The organism is Rhizobium sp. C1, from assembly GCF_021026335.1.
Classification (GTDB): domain Bacteria; phylum Pseudomonadota; class Alphaproteobacteria; order Rhizobiales; family Rhizobiaceae; genus Ensifer_A.
The window spans coordinates 34,580-55,855 of sequence record NZ_JAJNCY010000011.1 but is presented as its reverse complement, the minus strand read 5'-3'; the positions used below and the strand labels follow the sequence as shown (position 1 = coordinate 55,855).

At 62.1% G+C, this 21,276-nt stretch carries 19 protein-coding genes; 15 read left to right on the top strand and 4 right to left on the bottom strand.

Annotation, left to right across the window (positions count from 1 at the left end):
- The first annotated feature begins 40 nt into the window (after positions 1-40).
- Genes LQK83_RS19290 through LQK83_RS19275 form a run of 4 tightly spaced genes read left to right on the top strand, consistent with a single transcriptional unit; the run spans position 41 to position 4,284 of the window.
- Positions 41-1,564, top strand: a complete 1,524-nt coding sequence (locus LQK83_RS19290; RefSeq protein WP_230839041.1) for a sugar ABC transporter ATP-binding protein — start codon at positions 41-43, stop codon at positions 1,562-1,564.
- Complete coding sequence (locus LQK83_RS19285; protein WP_230839039.1) at positions 1,557-2,531, top strand: ABC transporter permease; 975 nt, start codon at positions 1,557-1,559, stop codon at positions 2,529-2,531. The genes LQK83_RS19290 and LQK83_RS19285 overlap by 8 nt, the downstream gene beginning before the upstream one ends.
- On the top strand, positions 2,528-3,397 hold the full coding sequence (locus LQK83_RS19280; RefSeq protein WP_230839038.1) for a MurR/RpiR family transcriptional regulator: 870 nt from the start codon (positions 2,528-2,530) through the stop codon (positions 3,395-3,397). The genes LQK83_RS19285 and LQK83_RS19280 overlap by 4 nt, the downstream gene beginning before the upstream one ends.
- Positions 3,397-4,284, top strand: a complete 888-nt coding sequence (locus LQK83_RS19275; RefSeq protein ID WP_230839036.1) for a ribokinase — start codon at positions 3,397-3,399, stop codon at positions 4,282-4,284. The genes LQK83_RS19280 and LQK83_RS19275 overlap by 1 nt, the downstream gene beginning before the upstream one ends.
- A gap of 111 nt (positions 4,285-4,395) precedes the next feature.
- On the opposite strand, the gene LQK83_RS19270 is transcribed toward LQK83_RS19275, so the two are convergent.
- Positions 4,396-5,460: an ABC transporter ATP-binding protein gene (locus tag LQK83_RS19270; protein ID WP_230839034.1), complete on the bottom strand. Its 1,065-nt coding sequence runs from the start codon at positions 5,458-5,460 to the stop codon at positions 4,396-4,398.
- 18 nt (positions 5,461-5,478) lie between these two features.
- Positions 5,479-5,607, bottom strand: coding sequence for a hypothetical protein (locus tag LQK83_RS21690; protein WP_269065770.1), 129 nt, complete (start codon positions 5,605-5,607; stop codon positions 5,479-5,481).
- A gap of 203 nt (positions 5,608-5,810) precedes the next feature.
- Here LQK83_RS21690 and LQK83_RS19265 point away from each other — a divergent pair, with 203 nt between their 5' ends.
- From LQK83_RS19265 to rbsK, 6 genes are all read left to right on the top strand, one after another.
- The gene (locus LQK83_RS19265; RefSeq protein ID WP_230839033.1) at positions 5,811-7,481 is read left to right on the top strand and encodes an ABC transporter substrate-binding protein; all 1,671 of its coding nucleotides are present in this window, start codon (positions 5,811-5,813) and stop codon (positions 7,479-7,481) included.
- A 72-nt stretch (positions 7,482-7,553) separates the two neighbouring features.
- Positions 7,554-8,672, top strand: coding sequence for a carbohydrate ABC transporter permease (locus tag LQK83_RS19260; protein ID WP_230839031.1), 1,119 nt, complete (start codon positions 7,554-7,556; stop codon positions 8,670-8,672).
- Positions 8,672-9,583: a carbohydrate ABC transporter permease gene (locus LQK83_RS19255; RefSeq protein WP_230839030.1), complete on the top strand. Its 912-nt coding sequence runs from the start codon at positions 8,672-8,674 to the stop codon at positions 9,581-9,583. The genes LQK83_RS19260 and LQK83_RS19255 overlap by 1 nt, the downstream gene beginning before the upstream one ends.
- Before the next feature lie 15 nt (positions 9,584-9,598).
- A complete protein-coding gene (locus LQK83_RS19250) occupies positions 9,599-10,603 on the top strand; it encodes a LacI family DNA-binding transcriptional regulator (protein ID WP_230839029.1) in 1,005 nt (334 codons plus the stop codon).
- A 38-nt stretch (positions 10,604-10,641) separates the two neighbouring features.
- Positions 10,642-11,103, top strand: coding sequence for an RbsD/FucU family protein (locus LQK83_RS19245; protein ID WP_230839028.1), 462 nt, complete (start codon positions 10,642-10,644; stop codon positions 11,101-11,103).
- Positions 11,100-12,029, top strand: coding sequence for a ribokinase (gene rbsK, locus LQK83_RS19240; RefSeq protein ID WP_230839026.1), 930 nt, complete (start codon positions 11,100-11,102; stop codon positions 12,027-12,029). Before LQK83_RS19245 ends, rbsK begins: the two co-directional genes overlap by 4 nt.
- 96 nt (positions 12,030-12,125) lie before the next feature.
- Here the strand turns inward: rbsK and LQK83_RS19235 are convergent, their stop codons facing one another.
- Positions 12,126-12,566, bottom strand: coding sequence for an RbsD/FucU family protein (locus LQK83_RS19235; RefSeq protein ID WP_230839020.1), 441 nt, complete (start codon positions 12,564-12,566; stop codon positions 12,126-12,128).
- A gap of 330 nt (positions 12,567-12,896) precedes the next feature.
- Between LQK83_RS19235 and LQK83_RS19230 the strand changes: the two genes are divergently transcribed.
- The 3 genes from LQK83_RS19230 to LQK83_RS19220 all read left to right on the top strand — a co-directional run bounded on the left by LQK83_RS19230 (position 12,897) and on the right by LQK83_RS19220 (position 17,773).
- Positions 12,897-14,972, top strand: coding sequence for an FUSC family protein (locus tag LQK83_RS19230; protein WP_230839019.1), 2,076 nt, complete (start codon positions 12,897-12,899; stop codon positions 14,970-14,972).
- A gap of 96 nt (positions 14,973-15,068) precedes the next feature.
- Positions 15,069-16,301: a putative DNA modification/repair radical SAM protein gene (locus tag LQK83_RS19225; RefSeq protein WP_230839018.1), complete on the top strand. Its 1,233-nt coding sequence runs from the start codon at positions 15,069-15,071 to the stop codon at positions 16,299-16,301.
- A complete protein-coding gene (locus LQK83_RS19220) occupies positions 16,298-17,773 on the top strand; it encodes a UdgX family uracil-DNA binding protein (RefSeq protein ID WP_230839016.1) in 1,476 nt (491 codons plus the stop codon). The genes LQK83_RS19225 and LQK83_RS19220 overlap by 4 nt, the downstream gene beginning before the upstream one ends.
- 142 nt (positions 17,774-17,915) lie before the next feature.
- Here the strand turns inward: LQK83_RS19220 and LQK83_RS19215 are convergent, their stop codons facing one another.
- On the bottom strand, positions 17,916-19,055 hold the full coding sequence (locus LQK83_RS19215; protein ID WP_230839014.1) for an ROK family transcriptional regulator: 1,140 nt from the start codon (positions 19,053-19,055) through the stop codon (positions 17,916-17,918).
- A gap of 247 nt (positions 19,056-19,302) precedes the next feature.
- Here LQK83_RS19215 and LQK83_RS19210 point away from each other — a divergent pair, with 247 nt between their 5' ends.
- Together LQK83_RS19210 and LQK83_RS19205 are read left to right on the top strand one after the other, a co-directional pair.
- Positions 19,303-20,415, top strand: coding sequence for an ABC transporter ATP-binding protein (locus tag LQK83_RS19210; protein ID WP_230839013.1), 1,113 nt, complete (start codon positions 19,303-19,305; stop codon positions 20,413-20,415).
- Entirely contained in the window at positions 20,412-21,275 is an 864-nt protein-coding gene (locus LQK83_RS19205; protein ID WP_230839011.1) for an ABC transporter permease, read from the top strand. Before LQK83_RS19210 ends, LQK83_RS19205 begins: the two co-directional genes overlap by 4 nt.
- Position 21,276: the final 1 nt, after the last annotated feature.

Here is a 21,276-nt window from a genome sequence, read left to right as displayed (position 1 = left end):
TTCATGCGGCCGTCCATGACCACGACAGAGAGGCTTCCCGATGAACGTATCGCGGCTTTCCTTTGAAGGCATCACCAAGGAATTTCCCGGGGTCAAGGCGCTCTCCTCGGTCAGCTTCGAGATCGCACCCGGCGAAATCCACGCGCTGCTTGGCGAAAATGGCGCCGGGAAGTCGACGCTTCTGAAGATCCTCTCGGGCGTCTATCGTCCGACCGCCGGTGACGTGCGTGTCGATGGCGTCGCCCAGGCTTTTCGCAATCCCGATGACGCCCGCCGCGCCGGCATTGCAATGATTCACCAGGAATTGCAGCAGGTTCCGAACCTGACCGTGGCCCAGAACATGTTCCTGGGCAATTCGATTACGACCTTGGGCGGCCTTGTCGTGAAGCGCCGGGAACAGGAGCGCCGTGCCGCTGAAGTTCTCTCGATGATCGATCCCGGCATCGATCCGTCGCAGCCGATCTCCAGCCTCCGCGTGGCCCAGCGCCAGGTTGTCGAAATTGCCCGCGCACTTCTCAACAAGGCACGCATCGTCGCCATGGACGAACCGACATCGAGCCTCACGCCGGCTGAATTCGACCGGCTTGCGGACATCATACGGGGGCTTTCGGCGAGCGGCGTTGCAGTCATTTACGTCTCGCATAAGCTCGATGAAGTGTTCAGCGTGTGCCAGCGGGCGAGCGTCATGCGCGACGGCCAGCTGGTCGGTATCGCCGATCTCGCCTCCACGCGGCCCGACCAGGTCGTTGCCATGATGGTGGGCCGCGAACTGGCGAACGAACAGCATCAGAGCTTCCGCACCGAGGAGGTGACGATGTCACTCTCCGGCGTTTCGACCCAACGCATCCGCAATGTCTCCTTCGACCTGCATCGCGGCGAGGTGCTGGGCATTGCAGGTCTCGTCGGGGCAGGGCGCAGCGAAGTGCTTCGTGCCATCGGCGGCGTCGATCGCATCACGAGCGGAACGGTGACACTGAGGGGCAAGCCGCTCTCGATCTCCCGCCCGCGCGATGCCATCAACGCCGGCATCGGCTTCCTGCCGGAAGAGCGCAAGCGCGAGGGCATCATTCCGGGCCGCTCGGTCACTTCCAACGTTGCGCTGGCCTCGCTGCCCGCCTTCTCGCGCGGCGGCATCATTCAGCACAGCCGGGTCCGCAAGACTGCCGAAACGCTGCTGCAGCGGGTCAATCTGCGTCCGTTCCTGCTCGACCGCCCGATCCGGCTGTTCAGCGGCGGCAACCAGCAGAAGGCGATCATCGCCCGCTGGCTCGCGGCCGGCTCGAAATTCCTGCTGTTTGACGAGCCGACGCGCGGCATCGACATCGGCGCAAAGTCGGAGATCTACCGGCTGATCGAGCAACTTGCGAAGGAAGGGCACTCGGTGATCGTCGTCTCTTCCGAACTGCCGGAGATCATTCGTCTCTCGGACCGTGTTCTGATCATGCGCGACGGTGCCGTCGCTGCCGAGCTTGCGCGCCACGAACTCAATGAAGAAACCATCGTCGCCCATGCCGTAGGCACCGCCTCCGGGAAGTCCGGCAGGGAGGAGCAATTCAATGTCTGATACCAATACCGCCACAAAGTCCCCAGCGCCCTCACGGGCAATAGCCTTTTCGGTCCGCGATGCCGGAACACTGATCGGGCTGCTGATCATCTTCGGAATTTTTGCCGTGCTGGCTCCGGACTTCCTGACAAGTCGCAACCTCATCAACATTCTCCAGCAGTCGAGCATCAATGCCTGCCTTGCGCTGGGCATGACCCTGGTGATCATTTCCGGCGGGATCGACTTGTCCGTCGGGCCGACTGCGGCCGTTTCGGCCGTCATCACCGCGACCTTGCTGGTCTCCGGCGTGCCTGTGCCGATCGCGCTGGTCGGGGGGCTCGTCATCGGCGCCCTGTGCGGTCTCGTCAACGGGCTGCTCATTGCCTATGCCGGCCTTCAGCCGTTCATCGTGACGCTCGGCACCCTGTCGACCTATCGGGCGGTCGCCCTCATCTACACGGGCGGCAATCCGGTTCTCGGCGTACCGCAATCCTTCCGTGCCCTCTTCAATGGCTCGGTGGCTGGCATCCCCAACTCGGTCGTCATGGTGGCGATCGTGGCTGTGCTCGCCTGGGTGCTGCTGCGCAAGACGCCCCTCGGCGAATATCTGATGGCGGTCGGCGGCAATGAAGAGGCGGCCTATGTGGCCGGCGTTCCGATCGCGCTGACCAAGATAGCGGCATATGTGATTTCGGGCGTGCTTGCCGCTCTGGCCTCCATGATCCTCATCGGTCGCCTGGGTGCCGCCGAGCCGATCCTGGGTAACCTCTGGGAGCTGGATGCCATTGCCGCGTCTGCCATCGGCGGGGCCTCCCTGATGGGCGGCAAGGGATCCGTCGCCGGCACGCTGCTCGGCGCCATCATCCTGGGCAGCATGCGCAACGGTTTGACGTTGATGAATGTTCAGGCCTTCTACCAACTTCTGGCCACGGGCCTTATTATCCTTGTCGCAATGATGATCGATCGCGTGACAAGGGGACGGGGATGAATTCCGAAAGTGATCTGAGAGCGGTTGGCCCGCGCATCCGGATGATGATGCCGCAGCTGACGCCGCTGGAGACCAAGGTGGTCGAGACGGTCTTCGCTCTCAGGGACTTTTCCGAGGAAACTGCGCTGAAGGACCTGGCGGATCTCTCCGGCGTTTCCGAAGCCATGGTGGTCAAGATCGCCAAGAAGCTCGGGTTTGCCGGCTATCGCGACTTCCGGCAGGCGGTTGCGCATTACAATCGCCTGCCGACTGCCGAAATGCACCAGGAATTGTCACCGGAAGACACGTCTCGGGAAATCGTCGAGAAAGTGTTCCGCACCTCCATGCATGCGCTGGAGGAGACGCTCGCGATCCTGGACTACGCGGCTTTCGACCGCGCGGCAGACCTTCTCGTCAACGGGCGCCAGCGCGATTTCTATGGCCTCGGCGGTTCGGCGCAGATTGCGCGGGATGCGGCACACAAGTTTCTGAGGATCGGGGTGAGGGCCAGCGTCCATGACGATACGCACATGATGATGATGTCGGCAGCACTTCTCGGTGAGCAAGATGTGGTCGTCGCGTTTTCGCATTCGGGCAACAGTACATCGGTCATCGAGGCGGCCCAGCTCGCCCGGCGAAACGGTGCGCGGATCATCGCCATTACCAACTATGGCAGTTCGGCACTCGCCAAGGCGTCTGACATCGTCCTCTGTTCCACCGCGCAAGGCTCGCCGCTGATGGGCGAGAATGCAGCGGCCCGAATTGCCCAGCTCAATATCCTGGATGCGCTTTTCGTTGTGGTCGCACAACGCGATTATGCATCCGCCGAACGCAACCTCGATCGCACGATGTCGGCGGTCGCTTCCAAACGCAAAGATAAATTCTGATGACCTCCGCACCGCTCGTCACCGTCTTCGGCAGCCTCCACTACGACATCGCCGTGAACGGCCCGGCACGGCCACGCAAGGGCGAAACGGTGACAGGAACCTCCTGGTATCCGAAATGCGGCGGGAAGGGTGGCAATCAGGCGGTTTCGGCGGCGCGTGCGGGGGCCCGGACGGAGATGATCGGGGCCGTGGCCGATGACGATTTCGGCCGGACGCTGATCGCCAATCTTTCTCGCAAGGGCGTCGGACATGCCCATGTGCGCCGGGACGCGGAGCGTTCCACCGGCATGAGCGTCGCCATCTTCGATGCCGATGGTGACTATGGAGCCGTCATCGTGTCGGGCAGCAATCTGACACTCGGAAACGCAGACGTCGAAGCCGCGGGGCATTTGCTCGCAACAAGCGCCGTCCTTGTCCTGCAGAACGAGATACCGGATGCGGCGAATGTCGCGGCGGCAAAGCGCGTACGGTCTACCGGTGGCGAAGTCCTCCTCAATGCGGCGCCCGCGCGCACCCTCTCTCCAGAACTCGCCGCTCTCGTCGATGTCCTGGTCGTGAACGCGATCGAGGCGGAAATGCTGTCCGGGACGGATGTGGTGGAAACGCTGGAGGGCGCGTTGGCCGCCGCAAGACGTCTCGCTGGAAGCTATCCGCATGTCGTCGTCACTGCCGGCGGGGCTGGTGTCGCCTATGCAAATGCGCAAGGCGAAACCCTGACACTCGATCCGATCCGCATCACCGTTGCGAGCACGCATGGCGCGGGTGACGAGTTCATCGGTGTTCTTGCCGCTTCGCGGGCAAAGGGTCTCGGCTTCCCTGAAGCGCTGGACCTCGCCAACCGTGCAGCGGCCAAACTGGTCAGCACCCCGGAAGACCAGAGGGATTAAGGCGTGTTGTAAGTTCACATGACGCGCAACCGGGCTGGCTGAGCACATGGCGGACGCAAGCGTCCGTCACCGTTGCCCAAGATCTTGGCCTTGCGCGGCCATTCGCCAGTCTTACGGCCGCAATGTTTTACCTGATTGCGCATCAAAGAGATGCAGCTTGCCGGCGCGGGGCGTGATGGTAACTTCGTCGCCGGGCCTGAAATCGTGGCGTTCGGCGAAGACGGCAACGAGTTCGCTCGCGCCATAGCGCAGGAAGACCATCGTCTCGTGGCCGGTCGGCTCCGTTACATTGACCGTTGCCTTGAGGCCCGTGCCGCCGAGTTCGAGATGTTCCGGGCGAACGCCGAGAAGCACGGCTTGGCCGTCGCTGGCGGCAGGCGCGAAGCCCAGCGCGATCTCGTCGCCCGTTTCCGACACGAAGATCTGGCCATCCGCCTTGTATTTACCCTTCATCAGATTCATCGAGGGCGAACCGATGAAGGTGGCGACGAAGGTGTTGTTCGGCCAGTCATAGAGCTCGAGCGGTGTGCCGATTTGTTCGACATGGCCGCCCTGCATGACGACGATTTTGTCGGCCATGGTCATGGCTTCCACCTGGTCATGCGTCACGTAGATTGTCGTGGTGCCAAGCCGCTGGTGCAGCTCCTTGATCTCCTTGCGCATCTGTACGCGCAGCTTGGCGTCGAGGTTAGACAGCGGCTCGTCGAAGAGGAAGACCTGCGGCGAGCGGACGATCGCGCGGCCCATGGCGACGCGCTGGCGCTGGCCGCCGGACAATTGCCGCGGATACCGGTCGAGATAGGGAACGAGGTCGAGCGTTTCGGCGGCCGCCTGCAGGCGCTCTCTGATGACGTCGTTGGGAAGTTTCTGCAGCCGCAGCGCAAAGACCATGTTTTCCGCCACCGTCTTGTGCGGATAGAGCGCGTAGCTCTGGAACACCATGGCGATGTCGCGATCCTTGGGCGGCAGGTTGTTGACCACGCGGTCGCCGATCGAGATCGTGCCGCCGGTGATGCTCTCGAGCCCCGCCACCATGCGCAAGAGGGTCGACTTGCCGCAACCCGAGGGGCCGACGAGCACGACGAATTCGCCGTCCTGGATGTCGATATCAATGCCGTGAAGGACCTTCAGTGCGCCGTAGGCTTTCTGCGCTCCGGTGATCTTGACCTCAGCCATCTCGCTCCCATCTGCCTGTCACGCAATCGCCTTCTGTGGAAGGTTGGCGCCCGGCACAAGTTCTGTTTTCTCCACGGTAATCCCCGCGCGGAACGAGCCGAAAAATGCCCGCGCCGGGTTCGAAATTGCCGTGAAAACCTCCTCCATGAAACGTTTCATTATTGGTTGACATTTCGCCGCCGCTGCCTAATTCTCGTCGCCGAGACCGAGAGGAGCGGTTTCATGCAGGATATGAAACGTTTCATTTTCTTGCTTAACAGATAGTTCCGCCCGAGGCCAGCGCAAAAATCCTCGACAGGGTTTGTCCGGGCCGGCGGGAGAGTTCTTCGGGAAACGTGGGAGGAGACCACATGAAAGTCGAAGTTTACGATGCATTGATGCGCCGTCAGGCCAGCCGTCGCGATATCCTGCGCGGCACGGCGAGCGCTGCTGCGCTCATGGGCGTTTCGAGCGCCCTTGGCGGGCTGCCGACGCAGGCCTTTGCCGCCGATGACGTCCGCAGCCAGATCCTGAAGATCCCCGGCATCGGCAAGGGTTCGCCGACGGATGCCGACTGGCAGAAGGTGGGCGAGCTCTGCCTCGGCCCGACCAAGTCCAATGTGAAGCAGGGCGAATTCGCGGGCGTCGAGCTGACCTTCATGGGGCTCAACAACCAGAACCTTCACAACTTCCTGTTCCGCGGCTTCCTGAAACCCTGGGAAGCCTATACCGGCGCCAAGATCAACTGGATCGACCTGGCGCAGGCCGATTATAACGCCCGCCTGCAGCAGTCGATCGCCACCGGAACGGTGGATTTCGATATCCTGGAAATGGGCGCCCCCTTTGAAGGCGACACCGCCGGCAAGGGCCTGCTTTCCGAAATGCCGGACTGGGTGAAGAAGCAGATCGATATCGAAGACTATGTGGACTACCTGAAGCCGCCGGTCGGCACCTGGGACGGCAAGACCTACCGCGTGACCATTGACGGCGACTGCCACAACTTCAACTACCGCGCCGACTACTTCAAGGACGCAACGCTGGCCAAGGCCTGGAAGGACGAAGGCCACAAGGGTGAATGGGCGCCGCCGAAGACCTGGGCGCAAGTGCAGGAAATTTCCAAATTCCTCAAGGGCAAGAAGGATCCGCTGTCCGGTTCTCCCGCCTATGGCTATCTCGATCCCTACAAGGGCTGGGGCGGCTTCGGCTTCTACTTCCTCGAAGACCGCGCCACGGCTTACGTCAAGATGCCGGGCGATCCGGCCTGGCTGTTCGATCCGGACACGATGAAGCCGCTGGTCAACAGCCCCGGCTGGGTCCGCGCCATCCAGGAAGCCATGGATCTCATGGCCTACGAGCCGACCGACCAGATCAATGCCGATCCGGGCACGACGGGCTTCCAGCAGTTCCTGGCCGGCACCGGCTCCATGGTCACCTGGTGGGGCGATATCGGCCAGCAGGCCAACACGTCCGACACCTCGGTGGTCGGCGACGTGGCCGCCTTCGATATCCTGCCGGGATCGGAAGATGTCTATGACCGCAAGGCGGGCAAGTGGGTGAAGGCAAAGGATGGCATCAACCAGGCGCCGAACTGCGCCTATCTCGGCTGGGGCATCTATGTCATGGCCCGCGTGGACAGCGACAAGAAGAAGCAACGCGCCGCCTGGAGTGCCGCCGCCCATCTCGGCGGCAAGGACATTGCCATCTGGACCGCCATGTATCCGTCTGGATTCCAGGTTCACCGCAACAGCCAGTCCAAGATCGAGGAATGGGTCGCTGCCGGCTACAAGCAGGACTACATCTCGAACTACCTGAAGTCCCAGTTTGGCTCCTACAACCACCCGAACCGTGCGGTCGAGCCGCGTATCCCCGGCATCTTCCAGTACTATTCGGTGGCGGAAGACGAATTGGCCAAGGGCTATGCCGGCAAATACAAGTCGGCTCAGGAAACGGCGGACGCCATCGCTGCCGCCTGGGAAAAGATCACCGACCAGATCGGCCGCGAGAAGCAGCTGAAACTGTATCGGTCGAGCCTTGGGCTCTGATCTCGGAAAAGCGACTATGCCGGCGGGGCGTTTCGCTCCGCCGGTCGTTTCAATGGTCTCGCGGGGACTTTCATGTCGACACTTCAAGGCGACCTGTTGCACACGGTCGAAACCGGTTCCATTTCGCCCGGCCGGCGTTTCTGGGGCTATGCAGCCCTCTGGGCAAGTGCTGCGTGGCTGGTGGCATCGTTCCTGATCCAGGCCTCGCATGATCTGCGCTGGACCGAATTCGGTTTCGCAACCTGGCGGCCGGTGCTCTATGCCTATTTCATCTGGGCTGCGGTGCTCTGTGTGACGCGTGTGGTCATCTATGGCGAACAAGGCAAGAAGGCGCTCTTCGTGCTGCCGGCCGCTCTCTTCGTCGTCTCCATGGTGGTGTTTCCGCTGCTCTTTGCGCTCTGGGTCGGCTTTTCCGACTGGAACCTTGCTTCTCCAACGGGGCGGCAGTTCAACGGGATCGACAATCTGCGCCACATGCTGGCCGATCCGTTCTATTTCAACGCGCTCCTCAATATGGTCTTCTACACGCTGGCGATCGCGGTCGAATATGCCATCGCCTTCGGGCTGGCATTGCTGCTCAACCAGGAGATCGTCGCGCGCAAGTTCTGGCGCGTGGTTTTCCTGATGCCGCTCATGCTGTCGCCGGTCGCCGTTGGCTGGATGGTCGGCAAGTCGATGCTGGAAACCCGCTTCGGGCCGGTCGCGCGGCTGGCCCGCTGGTTCGGCTGGGAAAATCCGTCCTTCTTCGGCGATCCGCTGACGGCCAAGATCACCATCATGATCATGGATGCCTGGACCTTCATTCCCTTCATGATGATCATGCTGCTCGCTGGTCTTCAGTCGTTGTCGCGGGAAGTGCTTGAGGCCGCAGAGGTCGACGGCGCCACCAAGTGGCAGCGCTTCTGGCAGGTCATCTTCCCGCTCATGCTGCCGGTCTCGGTCACGGCGGTCATGATCCGCATCATCTTCAAGCTGAAGCTTGCCGATATCATCATTACGGTCACCTCCGGTGGCCCCGGCGGGGCGACGGATTCGGTCACCAGCTTCATCTACCGCGAATATCGCGACCGCTCGAATGTCGGCTACGGCACGCTTCTGGCGCTCGTCTATCTGGTGATCATCGTGGTCGGCATGACCGGCCTGATGAACCTCACGGACCGCATCGTCAAGCGCATGACAGGGAGGCTCTGATGGTGGCCATCGATCTGGACAAATTCGCCCGTCGCCAGCGCGCCCGCTGGTGGGCCATGCGCATCGTGGTCTACGGCCTGCTGATCTCCTGGGCGGTGGTCAGCTTCTTCCCGCTATTCTGGACGATCTCGACCTCGTTCAAGACCGCGCCGGACGTGATGAAGGGCAACATGATCCCATGGCTCGAATTCGCACCGAGCTGGCTCGGCTGGCGCTCGCTTGGCCTGTCGCCTGATGCGCTGATGCAGACCTCGACCGTGCGCGAGGAGTTCATGCACCGCCTCTTCAACAGCGCCATCATTTCCGTGACGGCCTCGGCGCTTGCCGTCTTCCTGGGCTCGCTCGCGGCCTATGGGCTCAGCCGCTTCTCCTACAAGTTCGGCCATATGCGGAACTCCGACATATCCTTCTTCTTCCTGTCGCAGCTCATCATGCCGCCGGTCGTCCTCGCGCTGCCCTTCCTCGTACTCTACAAGCAGCTGGCGCTCCTCGACACCTATAGCGGGCTGATTGCGGTCTATACGCTGATGGTGCTGCCGATCGTCGTCTGGATCATGCGCGATCAGTTCGCAACCATTCCCGTGGAGCTGGAGGAGGCGGCGCTTGTCGATGGCCTTTCGATCTGGGGCGCCTTCAGCCGCATCATCGTTCCGCTGGTGCTGCCCGGCATGGTCGCGGCCTTCATTCTTGCGCTGATCCTGTGCTGGAACGAGTATTTCTTCGCAGCCCTGCTCACCTCGACGAACACGAACACGCTGCCGGTGATGATCGCCAGCCAGACCGGCAGCCAGGGCATCAACTGGTGGTCCATGGCGGCCTTGTCCACAGCCGGCATCCTGCCCCTTGTCTTCGTCGGCGTCCTGCTCGAAAAACACATCATCGCAGGCATGACTGCCGGCGCGGTGAAATAGCGGCAGTGAGCACCCATGGAAAAGATCCCCACAGTCAAGGATGTCGCCCTTCGGGCCGGCGTTTCCGTGGGGACAGTTTCACGGGTGCTGGCGGGGGAGGCCGCCGTCAAGACGGCCCTGCGCGAGAAGGTCAACGAGGCGATCAATGTGCTCGGCTACCGGCCGAATGTCATGGCGCGCGCGCTTCGCACCTCGAAGACCGATGTTATCGGGCTGATCGTGCCAGACATCACCAACCCGTTCTTCGCACAGATGGCGGCAAGTGCCGAGCGCGCAGCGCTGGAGCATCGCCATTCGCTCATGCTGGCAAGCTCGCATAACGACCATGAGGCGGAGCAGAGCCATATTGCGGCGTTTCTGGACCGTTCGGTGCGCGGGATCATCGTCGTTGCCGCCAATGTCAGCCATCCCGCGCGGGTGACATCCAAGGTGCCGATCGTCTCGCTTGACCGGCGCTTCGCCGATTTTCCGCTGATCTCCATAAATCATGCCGAGGCGGCCGCCCTCGTTGCCGATCATCTCTACGAGCTCGGCCACCGCCGCATCGCTTATATCGCCGGTTCCGCCGATACCGAGGCCGGCCGCGCGCGGCGCGAGGGCTTTGTCAATCGCATCCGAGCGCTGGACGAGGCGATCGAGCTGGAGATCTTTTCCGGCCGGTTCGACTATGAATCCGGCGAGGTCATCGGCCGGCGGCTTCTGTCGCAGCCGCGCGACCGGCGCCCGACAGCCATTGCCGCAGGCAGCGACCAGCAGGCCATCGGTGTCTTGCGTGCCTCGCGCGACCTCGGGCTCGATGTCCCCGGCGAGCTTTCGATTGCCGGTTTTGACGATATCCATCTCGCCAATCTCGTTGTGCCGCGCCTGACGACCGTGCGCCAGCCGACCGACCAGCTGGCAAGACGCGCGGTAGAGTTGCTGTTCGATGGCGCAGAGGAGCCGGAGGACAAGGCCATGAGTGCAACGCTCGTCGTGCGCGGTTCGACTGGCGCACCGCCGGCAGACCTGCCCGGACATTAAGACAAACAGGCCGAAAGAGCCGCCAAAGGAGGAAGACAATGCTGAAAGGTATCAGACCGGAACTCAACGGGGACATTCTGCAGGCGCTCTCCAACATGGGCCACGGCGACTATCTCGTCGTGTCCGACACGAATTTCCCGTCGGACTCCGTCGCCCGCCACTCGCTGATCGGCCGGCTGCTGACCATGGAAAACACCTCCGCGCCGAAGGCGATCGAGGCGATCCTCTCAGTCTTGCCGCTCGATACGCCGCTGCAGCCCTCGGTTGGCCGCATGGAGGTTATCGGCAAGCCGGACGAAATCCCGGATGTGCAGAAAGAAGTGCAAGCCGTCGTTGACCGTGCGGAAGGCAAGTCGGCGCCGATGTATCCGATCGAGCGCATGGCCTTCTACGACATCGCCCGCAAGGCCTATTGCGTGATCGCCACGGGCGAGATGCGCTTCTACGGCTGCTTCATCCTGACGAAGGGTGTCATTCCGGCTGAGGATGTGGCGCGATGAGTGATACAAAAGCCATCGTCATCCTGGGCATCTTCGCCGCCGATACGGCCTACAAGGCCAAGCGCATGCCGCAGATCGCCGAAACGCTGATCGGCTCCGGCTTCTCGCTCGGACCGGGCGGCAAGGGCTCCAACCAGGCGATTGCCGCTGCCAAGGCGGGCGGTGAGGTCACCTTCATCTCGCGCGTCGGCAAGGACCCGTTCGGCGACATGGCGCTTGCCGCGTACAAGGATGTCGGCGTGAAGGCCAATGTCATGCGCATGGATGGCGTGTCGACGGGTGCCGCCTTCATCTTCGTCAATGAGGATAATGGCGACAATGCCATCATCGTCGCACCTGGTGCTGCCGGGCTGATCGGCATCGAGGATGTCGATGCGAACCGGGCAGAGATTGAAGCCGCCGCCATCTTCATGACGCAGCTGGAGCAGCCGCTGGAGGCAGCCCGGCACGGCCTTTCGATCGCAAGACAAGCAGGCGTCACGACGATTTTCAACCCGGCCCCGGCGCAGGTCATCCCGGACGACATTTACCCGCTCTGCGATTTCATCGTGCCCAACGAGGTGGAGGCCGCGGGCATTGTCGGTCATCCGGTCGATACCGACGAGCAGGCAGTGAAGGCCGCCGAAACGCTGCTACAGCGCGGTGCGAAGACGGTCATCATCACGCTCGGCGGACGCGGCTCGCTCTACCACACGGCCGGACACAGCGAATTCGTGCCCGCGGTTCCAGCGGGCAAGGTCATCGACACGACCGGGGCGGGCGATGCCTTTCTCGGCGGCTTCTCGGCAGCGCTGGCCGAAGGCCGCGCGCCGATCGATGCGGTGCGTTTCGCTGCGGCCACGGCCGGCATCGCCGTGACCCGGCCAGGCACTGCGCCCGCCATGCCGTCGCGCGCAGAAATCGACGCTCTGCTGGGGTCGGCATGACGGCGCCAGCGCATACGGGCGATCAGGCAGCTGGAGACGGCAGCGCGGGGAATGCGAGACATCTGACCGCCCCCGGGTAAACGCTGTTAACCTATCTCAGATGACGCCCTTCTTGAGAATGAAGCAGCCGTATGGGCCCGGATCGGAAGTCCTCACAATCGCGAAGGACCGGCTGGCGGCTTCGTAAAAGGCAAACCGTTCGAGCGGTTGCATGGGGACGGCGCGGCCCTCGGCCGCGTCGATGACATCCTGTATCTGCGCAAAAATCGGCATCTGCCGTTCCGGCTCGCCCACCACCTGCATGCGGCAGACAGGCTTTTCCACGAAAGTGTCCAGCGGAAAGAGGGTGAGGATCGCACGCGTTGCTTCGGCCAAACCACATCCGGATAGATTGATGAGCGATCCATAGGTCGTCTTGGCGGCGATCGTCGCGGCGGGATGGTTGATATCACAGACAACGAGATCGTCGCCATGACCCATGAGCATGAGCACGTGGAGAAGCTCTGCATGAACGATAGGATCTATTCCTTTGAGCACGGCATCTTTTCCTCGGATCATGAACTGACAGTCTTTCCGCGTCATCCGGGAGCTGAATGACCGGGCGGCGGCATGACACTAACAGAGCATGATTTGCTCCGGCTTTCCTGCACTTTCGGATGGTGCGTTCACTTTGCTGCAGGCCTTGCACAACAATTTGCGCCGAGTTTGATCTTGGCACGCACCTATCGAGAAGACGGGGCTTGTCGCAAACCGTGTGGATGGTCTCCGCCAGCAGCATTTCACACATCGATCCCAAAGCGCTGGAACCAGCAATGATCACTGTGATAAAGTCGCCCCGATCCAGTCGATTGGATCGTGGCGGCGGGCATGGTCCCGGCGCCGGCAACACAGCCAGGACAGGAGCTGGTCATTTCCGAGCAAGCGGGCTTCCAGAATCGCCTGTCATCACATGTGATGGACCGTCTGTCAGCCGCGGACCCGGCGCTCTCGCGACTGCGCATGGCGGCCCGCGCGCTGTTTGCGTTGATGCTGACGGTGATCGTTCTGATCGCGGTGCATCAGGTTTGTCCGCTGCCGGTCGCAGCCTATGGGCTGGCGATCCTTCTGTCCTTTATCGGTACGATCGGGATTCGCGATGCGGGCTGGCGCCGCCAGACGGTGACGCGTGCCCTCGCTGGGCTGATGGGAGCGACGGCCTCGATCCTTGCCGGCGCTTTGGCGCCGCAGCCCGTTGTCGCATATCTGGTGTTCCTCTCTGTCATCTTCGTTTCGGTCTATATCCGGCGATATGGGATGCGCTGGCTCGGCGTCGGGCTTGTCGCATTCATGGCCTATTTCATGGGCGACTACATGCATCCCGTCCCGTCGGACGCCGGATACATGCTTCTGGCCGCAGCAATTGCTTTGGGCTCTGCGCAACTGGCCTCAACGCTTCTCTTCACGGAGGATCCCGAGCGCGATTTTCGCCGTGCGCTGCGGACGATTGATCACCGGATCAATCTGATCCTCCGACATCTCCTGCAGGCCTCGGTCAATGGCAAATTGCCACCCGATGATCGCATGACCGTCAGAACCCAGATGACGGAGTTGCGCGAAATCCTTCTGATGGCCGAAGGTTTCGTACCCCAGATCACCCCGCAGGGTTGGGCCGTCGAAGGCGCCACAGCCGATCTTGCAGGTGGTTTGATTGATCTTCTTCTCGCCGTGGAACGGTTGGTGCGCTATCGCGAGACCGAACTGCCGCCACCGGAAGCCCTGCATGCCTTGCTGACCGAAAGCGGGCCGACGGTTTCGACAAATCATCCGTCTGCGTTTGCCTCCGGCGGTGAAGCCGTTCAGTTGCTGCAGGAGGTTCGCCGCGCCCGGGCCCGCATCAATGTCGCACTCGGCCCCGCGCCATCGCCGATTTTTGCGCGCGCTACCGCGTCAGCGCCGGCGGCCGTTCAGGCCGCTCTCGGGCCGAGCCGCCTTGGCATTCCGGCAGCCTTTCACCGACCGATCCAGGTCACCGTCGCATGCGGCCTTGCCCTGGCTATCGGCCTGATGCTCTCGCCCACGCGATGGTACTGGGCGGTCGTGACCGCCTATATCGTGTTCAACAATACGCGCACACGTGCCGACACCGCGATACGTGCGATGAGCCGCGCCGCCGGAACCTTTGGCGGGGTGGTCGCCGGCACGTTGCTGGCCACGCTGCTACACGGCCATGCGCTCGCGGCCGGCCTGTTGATCCCGGTCGTCTTTTTCCTGGCGGTCTACAATCTGCAGGCCTCGTATGGCTGGATGATCTTCTTCTTCACCAACGGCCTCGCCCTGCTATACGGGCTCATGGGGATGTTCACGCCCGAACTCCTCGTCCTGAGGCTGAGCGAGACATTGATCGGCGCCCTTTGCGGCATCGCGGCCGCCTTTCTGATCTTTCCCGTGCGAACCGGCGGCGCGGTCGATGCCGCCATGGGAGACTTTCTCGATGCACTCGATGAACTGATGGCTGCGGCCTGTGACAAGAAAAAGTCCATCGATTCTATCACCGGAGCCGCGTTGAAGCTCGATCATAAATACGGCGCCTTGGCCGTAGCCGTGCGCCCGCTGGGCGGTCCGTGGTCGGTGGTGACAAAGTTTGGCTCGGTACGGACAAAGCTTTTGCTTCTGGTCTCCTGCGCGCATTGGGCGCGGGTGCTGGCCAGCGCCATGGCTGATGGAGACGCCACGGATGACGAGCGCGATGCGCTGGCCAGGCTCGCGGCGGTTGCCATGGAAAAGACGGAGCGGCTGAGAATGGCAGGCGCGGGCTGGTTCGCAGCTGGAGACACCCCGGAACCCGTGCCGTACAAGGATCCTGCGCCGAGCGCCGGAACCCTCAAGCATGGCGCGGCGATCGGCGCGATCGAAGCAATTAACGATCTCCTGGATCGCGCTGTCGCGCAGCTGGAGCCGGGCTAGTGAGATGACCAGAACCGTGAACGAACTCCCATTTTTGGGAGAGCGGGTGGGCTGTTTTAATTGACAAGCGTCATGAGAACATTTAGTGAACATTGTATGAGAAAGTCGCTCAAGGAACGCTTGGCCATTCTATCAGACGCCGCAAAATACGATGCGTCCTGTGCCTCCAGCGGAACGACAAAACGCAATTCGTCTGCCTCTGGCGGCTTGGGGTCGACCGAAGGATCCGGCATCTGCCATGCCTACGCACCGGATGGTCGATGCATCTCGCTTCTCAAGATCCTGATGACGAATTTTTGTATCTACGACTGCGCCTACTGCATCAATCGGTCGTCGAGCAATGTCGAGCGCGCGCGCTTCTCGGTCGAGGAAGTCATCTGGCTGACGCTGGAATTCTATCGGCGCAACTATATCGAAGGTCTGTTCCTGTCCTCCGGCATCATTCGCTCATCGGACCACACGATGGAGGAAATGGTCCGGATCGCCCGGGAACTGCGCAGCACACATAATTTCCGCGGCTATATTCATCTGAAATCCATTCCCGAAGCTTCACCGCAGCTTATCGAGGAAGCGGGTCTCTATGCCGATCGCCTTTCGATCAACATCGAACTGCCGACCGATGCCGGGATCGAAAAGTTCGCGCCGGAAAAGCGCCCGGACAATATCCGCCAGTCGATGGGCAATCTGCGCCTCAAGATCGAAGAAATGTCCGATCCGACCCTGCAGACCAGGCGGCGCAAGACGTTCGCGCCGGCCGGGCAAAGCACGCAGGTGATCGTTGGCGCCGACGCGGCAGATGACGCGACCATTCTTGGCACGAGCGCGCGGCTCTATGGCAGCTACGGTCTGAAGCGCGTCTATTATTCTGCGTTCAGCCCGATCCCCGACGCCTCGAAGAACCTGCCGCTGATCAAGCCGCCGCTGATGCGCGAGCATCGGCTATACCAGGCAGACTGGCTTTATCGCTTTTACGGGTTTGAGATTTCGGAAATTACCGCCTCGCGACCTGATGGAATGCTCGATCTCGACCTTGATCCGAAACTGGCCTGGGCGCTCGGTCATCGGGATCGCTTCCCGGTCGATGTCAACCGCGCCGACAAGGAAACGCTTTTGCGTGTGCCGGGATTTGGCACCAAGACAGTCAGGTCGATTCTGTCGACCCGGCGTTTCAAGCGCCTGCGGCTGGAGGATGTCGGATGTCTCGGTGTGTCGTTGAAGAAGGTAAAGGCTTTCATCGTTGCGGAAGACTGGACGCCTCATCGCCTGATCGACCGAGCCGACCTGCGAACGATGTTTGCGCCCAAGCCGGAACAGTTGAGCCTGCTATGATCGAGACCTGCTTTCTTGAGGGGCGAGGGGACCTGTCCGAGTGGCGCGATGCCGCACGGACGTTCCTGCAGGCCGGCATTGAACCTAAGGCTATCGATTGGCGGCTGAGGAGCGAGGAGCAGGGGTTGTTTGGCGCGGAGCCGGTTTCGTCGAAAGCGGAGGTCGCTCCGACACGCCTTGCAGCAAACAACCCTGCGCCGCTGTCGGTCCCGGCGGCCTTCCTCCGGCTCGCAAGTGCCCTCGTCTGTCACTCCGATCCGGGACGATTTGCGCTGCTTTACCGGCTTTTCTTTCGATTGCAGGCCGAACGGCATTTGCTCGATCTGAAAACCGATGCCGATGTCGCTTTGGCCCACCGCATGCAAAAGTCGATTGGCCGCGATTATCACAAGATGACGGCCTTCGTGCGGTTCAAGGAAATCCCGCTGCCGCCCGGCGTCGCTGGGCGGCGGCGGTTTCTTGCCTGGTTCGAGCCCGACCACTTCATCGTCGCTCGCGTTGCGCCGTTCTTCCAACGCCGCTTCAATGACATGGACTGGATCATCGCAACCCCTCGCGGCTCAGCCTCCTGGGACGGGCAGACACTGCTCACATCGACCAAGCCGGCTGAGAAGCCCGACATTACCGATGAGACCGACGAACTCTGGCGTACCTATTACGCTTCCATTTTCAACCCGGCACGGCTGAAGGTGAAGATGATGATGACCGAGATGCCCAAGAAATACTGGAAGAACCTGCCGGAGGCGGAGCTGATTCCGAGCCTCATTGCCGGTGCAGAAGCGAAGCTCATTGATATGGGGCGGCGACAGGCAACCGAGCCGCTCCCCTTTCATCATAGACTGCAGGAAGCCGCGGCGCGAATGCCGGATGCCCCGATAGTGGAAGCCGGCACGATCGAGGCGCTGCGCCACGAGGCGAGCGGCTGCACGCGCTGTGATCTCCACTGCCGGGCGACACAGACGGTGTTTGGCGAAGGTCCTGCCAACGCGAAGGTCATGATTGTGGGTGAGCAGCCTGGCGATCAGGAGGATCTCGCTGGCCGGCCGTTCGTGGGTCCGGCCGGCCGTGTTTTCGATGAGGCTTTGGCTCTTGCCGGTCTGGAGCGGCAGGCCCTTTACGTCACCAATGCCGTCAAGCATTTCAAATACGAGCCGAGGGGAAAGAGACGTATCCACCAGCGGCCGAATGCGGGCGAGGTGGAGCATTGCAGATGGTGGTTGAACCGTGAGATAGACCTCGTGAAACCAAAACTTGTCGTCGCCATGGGTGCGGCGGCGCTGTTTTCACTCACGGATCGCAAAGACCGGCTGGAAAATGTCCGCAGCCGGCCGATTGTCATGGATGACACCCGAACGCTGTTCGTGACCGTCCATCTATCATATCTGTTGCGCATTCCCGACAAGGTCAGGCGCGATGAAGAACTGGCGCGCTTTCGCGATGATATCAGGCAGATCGGCCGCCTCGCGTCCTGACGGCACATGGCGAAATATCAAACGTATTGCATATGACGCCAATGCAGATGCGTAGAAAGACAATCAGGTGCTGCGGACGAGGATAAAAGATCGATTGTGAACGCACACGCCAGAAATCGATTTTTTTCGAACGAAGCCAAGTTTAAGGTTTTGGCAGCGACCAGAGGAAGTAGCGCTCCATGAGTGGAATGAGCGCAGCGCCCACGATGGCGGGATCACCGGCAATTTCGCTGACAAGGCGCGTCGGAAACGGCGCTTCCACGCCGTAGCGCGTCAGCGATTTCGAAGGGGAAACCTGCAGGAGCCGCTCGCCCAATGCATGCGGCAGCTCGCCGCCGAACACGATCGCCTCGGGGTCGATCACGGCGCGCAGCATGTCGATGGCGCGGTTCAGCGCGGGCGTGATTTCCTGAACCCAATCGTCGACGCCGGGCCAGGCAGGATCGAAGCGCTGGCGCAGCTCGCGGATGTTTGCGACTTCAACGCCGCGGGCGTTCAGACGCTTCAGCAATTCGCCAAGGGCAGGGCGCGAGGGGCCTTCTTCCGCGGTGAACACGCGGCTGATTTCGCCGGCATTGCCGAACGCGCCGAACAGCGGCCGGCCCTCGAGCACGATGCCGCCGCCGAAACCGTAGTTGAACGAGAGATAGCCGAAGGTCGGGAACCTCCGCCCGGCCCCCACGGCGGATTCGCCGATCGCCCCGGTCGTTCCGTTATTCTCGACCAGCACGGGAAGATCGAACAACGTTTCCAGTTCGCTGCGGATATCGACCAGAGACCAGTCGCGGAGCGGCTCCGGTGCATTGAACCGGCGCGCGCTATCCACGAAAAAGCCGGCCATGGAGAAGCCGACACCGATCAGGCGCGATGCATCGATGCCGCGGGCAGTCATCGCGTCGCGCGTGCGCTGCTTGAGCAGGAACAGGGTGTCGCGGCGGTTGTCCGGCTTTCCGTCCAGCATCTCCTCATGCACGATGTTGCAGGCGAGGTCGCAGATGCCAAAGGAAACGCAGTCGGTGTTGACGGAGATGCCGATCGTGTAGCCGGCTTCGCTGTTCAGCTGCAGCGCCGGGCTCGGCTTGCCGCGCCCGTGCACGACAGCCTCGCCAAGCTTCAGCAGGCCCGCCTCCAGCAACGTATCGACGATGCGATGAACGGAAGGCTGGGTCAGATTGGTCTGCGGCGCAAGGGCGGATCGCATGACGCCGCCCGAGGCCCGGCGGACGATCTCCAGCACCATCCGCTCATTGCCCGACAGGTCCGGCTGCGCCTGTTTCCTCATGGCCTCTCCTTCCGCAGTTCGGTTTTCGCTGCAGCCAGGCCAGACGGCGCAGCCCTGCATGCTTAAATTATGCATAATGTTTCAAAATTTCCGCTGCAAGCGCAATCAGCGGTGTATATGCCCTTCAACGGAGGGATTGGCGATATTTCGCAAACTATCACAAACGGTCATAAATATTATACATAACGCATGATAAAGCCTTTTCATCGGGCGCAGAAACGCGATCGATTTCGAGAAAGGTTATGTGATGGTCAGCGACGCCCCCGCGCTCAGGGTTGAGAACGCCAGTCTTCGTTATGACAGGTTCCAGGCTCTCAATGCCGTCAGTTTCAGCGCCCGCAAGGGCGAGCTGGTGACGCTGCTGGGTCCATCGGGCTGTGGCAAGACGACGTTGCTGCGTGCCATTGCCGGCTTCGTTCCGCTCGATAGCGGACGGGTCGAGATCGAGGGCCAGGACATGGCCGGCATTCCGCCGGAGCGGCGCGATACCGCCATGTGCTTCCAGTCCTACGCGCTTTTTCCGCATCTGACGGTCGCCGACAATATCGGCTTTGGGCTGCGCCAGAAGCGGCTTTCCGGCAGCGCGATGACGGCGCGCGTCGAGGAGGTGGCGGCGCAGGTGCGGCTGTCGGCACAGCTTGAGCGTCTGCCGGCGCAACTGTCCGGCGGCCAGCAGCAGCGTGTGGCGCTTGCCCGCGCCATGGCGGTGCGGCCGGGCGTGATGCTCTTCGACGAGCCTCTCTCCAATCTCGACGCGAAACTGCGCGATCAGGTGCGCGCCGAAATCCGGTCGCTGCAGCGGGCGCAAGGGTTCACCGCCGTCTACGTCACCCATGATCAGGCCGAAGCGCTTGCCATGTCCGATCTCGTCGTCGTCATGCGCGCCGGCGTGGTCGAGCAGATGGGCGCGCCCGAAGACATCTATCGCCGCCCCGCCAACCGCTTCGTCGCCGACTTCATCGGTACGGCCAATATCATGGCGGCAAAGGTCGTCGCCGAAGACCGGACGAACGGCCTCTACAAGGTGGCAACACCGCTGGGCGAGGCCGTGGTCCGCTCGGACGTTCCGCCTGTCGCGCCGCATGTCTATCTGTGCTGGCGGCCGGAAGATGCCCGGATCGTGTCCCATCACGAAACCGGCTCTTTGCAGACGAATATCTATCGCCTGCAGGTCCGCTCCCGCACCTATCTCGGCAATCTGGTCGATCTGGAAGCCGGGCGGGGCGAGAGCGACGGCGAAAGCTGGCGCATCCAGACACATGGCCTCGGGCATGGCGCCAGCGCGGTCAACCCCGGCGATACGATGACCATCGAGATCGCGCCGGAGCGGTTCCGCTTTCTCAACGAGGCCGTGACATGAGCTCGCGCCGGACCCTCGCTCCCTATCTGCTGCTGATCCCGGGGCTTGCGCCCATTATCGTGCTGATGACGCTTGTCATCGGCATGGCGGTGAGCCAGTCCGTCACCTGGACGGATGTGTCCGGCAAGGTCTCGCTGTCGCTGGAAGCCTGGCGCGTGACCTTTGAAAGCGATCAGTTCTGGCGCGCCTTCCTTTATTCGGCGCGGATCGGAACGCTCGGCGCGATCCTCTCGGTGGCCTTCGCCTATCCGGTGGCGCTATGGCTGCGTCGGCCTTTTGCCGGGTCGGATCTCGTCAGCGCGCTGATCAAGGCGCCGATCCTCGTCCACGGGCTGGTCGCCGCATTCCTCTATGTCAATTTCGTCTCCTTCCAGGGCTTTCTGAATGTCGCGCTGGTAGGCCTCGGCCTCGCCGCGCGGCCCATCCGCATGCAGAACGACCCCTATGCGATCGGTGTGGTCGTCCTGCAGGTCTGGAAGAACATGCCGCTCGCCTTCCTCATCCTGTCGGGCTCGGTGCGCGCGATCAGCGACGATGTGCTCAATGCCGCGCGCGATCTCGGTGCCGGCACGTTCGGGCGGCTGCGCCGCGTCGTGCTGCCGCTGACGCTGCGGTCGCTGCAGGCCGCTCTCATCATCATCTTCATCGGAGCTGCCGGCGATTACACGTTCCAGGCGGTCGCGGGTCCGACCAGCCTCAATTCCATGGCGCAATTCATGGTGCGCATGGAGACCGACAACGGGCTTCAGGGCGTCAGCCTCGCCGCCGTCGTCGCCGTCATGCTCATGGGGCTCTCGCTTTGCGGCTCGATCCTGCTGGCCGGTCTCATGCAGTTCCTTGTCAAGCGGGCGGGGAGATAAA

Excerpts from the sequence above, each read along its gene's own strand:
- LQK83_RS19290 (WP_230839041.1), top strand. The coding sequence starts at position 41 with ATGAACGTATCGCGGCTTTCCTTTGAAGGCATCACCAAGGAATTTCCC.
- LQK83_RS19285 (WP_230839039.1), top strand. The coding sequence starts at position 1,557 with ATGTCTGATACCAATACCGCCACAAAGTCCCCAGCGCCCTCACGGGCA.
- LQK83_RS19280 (WP_230839038.1), top strand. The coding sequence starts at position 2,528 with ATGAATTCCGAAAGTGATCTGAGAGCGGTTGGCCCGCGCATCCGGATG.
- LQK83_RS19275 (WP_230839036.1), top strand. The coding sequence starts at position 3,397 with ATGACCTCCGCACCGCTCGTCACCGTCTTCGGCAGCCTCCACTACGAC.
- LQK83_RS19270 (WP_230839034.1), bottom strand. The coding sequence starts at position 5,460 with ATGGCTGAGGTCAAGATCACCGGAGCGCAGAAAGCCTACGGCGCACTG.
- LQK83_RS21690 (WP_269065770.1), bottom strand. The coding sequence starts at position 5,607 with ATGGAGGAGGTTTTCACGGCAATTTCGAACCCGGCGCGGGCATTTTTC.
- LQK83_RS19265 (WP_230839033.1), top strand. The coding sequence starts at position 5,811 with ATGAAAGTCGAAGTTTACGATGCATTGATGCGCCGTCAGGCCAGCCGT.
- LQK83_RS19260 (WP_230839031.1), top strand. The coding sequence starts at position 7,554 with ATGTCGACACTTCAAGGCGACCTGTTGCACACGGTCGAAACCGGTTCC.
- LQK83_RS19255 (WP_230839030.1), top strand. The coding sequence starts at position 8,672 with ATGGTGGCCATCGATCTGGACAAATTCGCCCGTCGCCAGCGCGCCCGC.
- LQK83_RS19250 (WP_230839029.1), top strand. The coding sequence starts at position 9,599 with ATGGAAAAGATCCCCACAGTCAAGGATGTCGCCCTTCGGGCCGGCGTT.
- LQK83_RS19245 (WP_230839028.1), top strand. The coding sequence starts at position 10,642 with ATGCTGAAAGGTATCAGACCGGAACTCAACGGGGACATTCTGCAGGCG.
- rbsK (WP_230839026.1), top strand. The coding sequence starts at position 11,100 with ATGAGTGATACAAAAGCCATCGTCATCCTGGGCATCTTCGCCGCCGAT.
- LQK83_RS19230 (WP_230839019.1), top strand. The coding sequence starts at position 12,897 with ATGGTCCCGGCGCCGGCAACACAGCCAGGACAGGAGCTGGTCATTTCC.
- LQK83_RS19225 (WP_230839018.1), top strand. The coding sequence starts at position 15,069 with ATGAGAAAGTCGCTCAAGGAACGCTTGGCCATTCTATCAGACGCCGCA.
- LQK83_RS19220 (WP_230839016.1), top strand. The coding sequence starts at position 16,298 with ATGATCGAGACCTGCTTTCTTGAGGGGCGAGGGGACCTGTCCGAGTGG.
- LQK83_RS19215 (WP_230839014.1), bottom strand. The coding sequence starts at position 19,055 with ATGAGGAAACAGGCGCAGCCGGACCTGTCGGGCAATGAGCGGATGGTG.
- LQK83_RS19210 (WP_230839013.1), top strand. The coding sequence starts at position 19,303 with ATGGTCAGCGACGCCCCCGCGCTCAGGGTTGAGAACGCCAGTCTTCGT.
- LQK83_RS19205 (WP_230839011.1), top strand. The coding sequence starts at position 20,412 with ATGAGCTCGCGCCGGACCCTCGCTCCCTATCTGCTGCTGATCCCGGGG.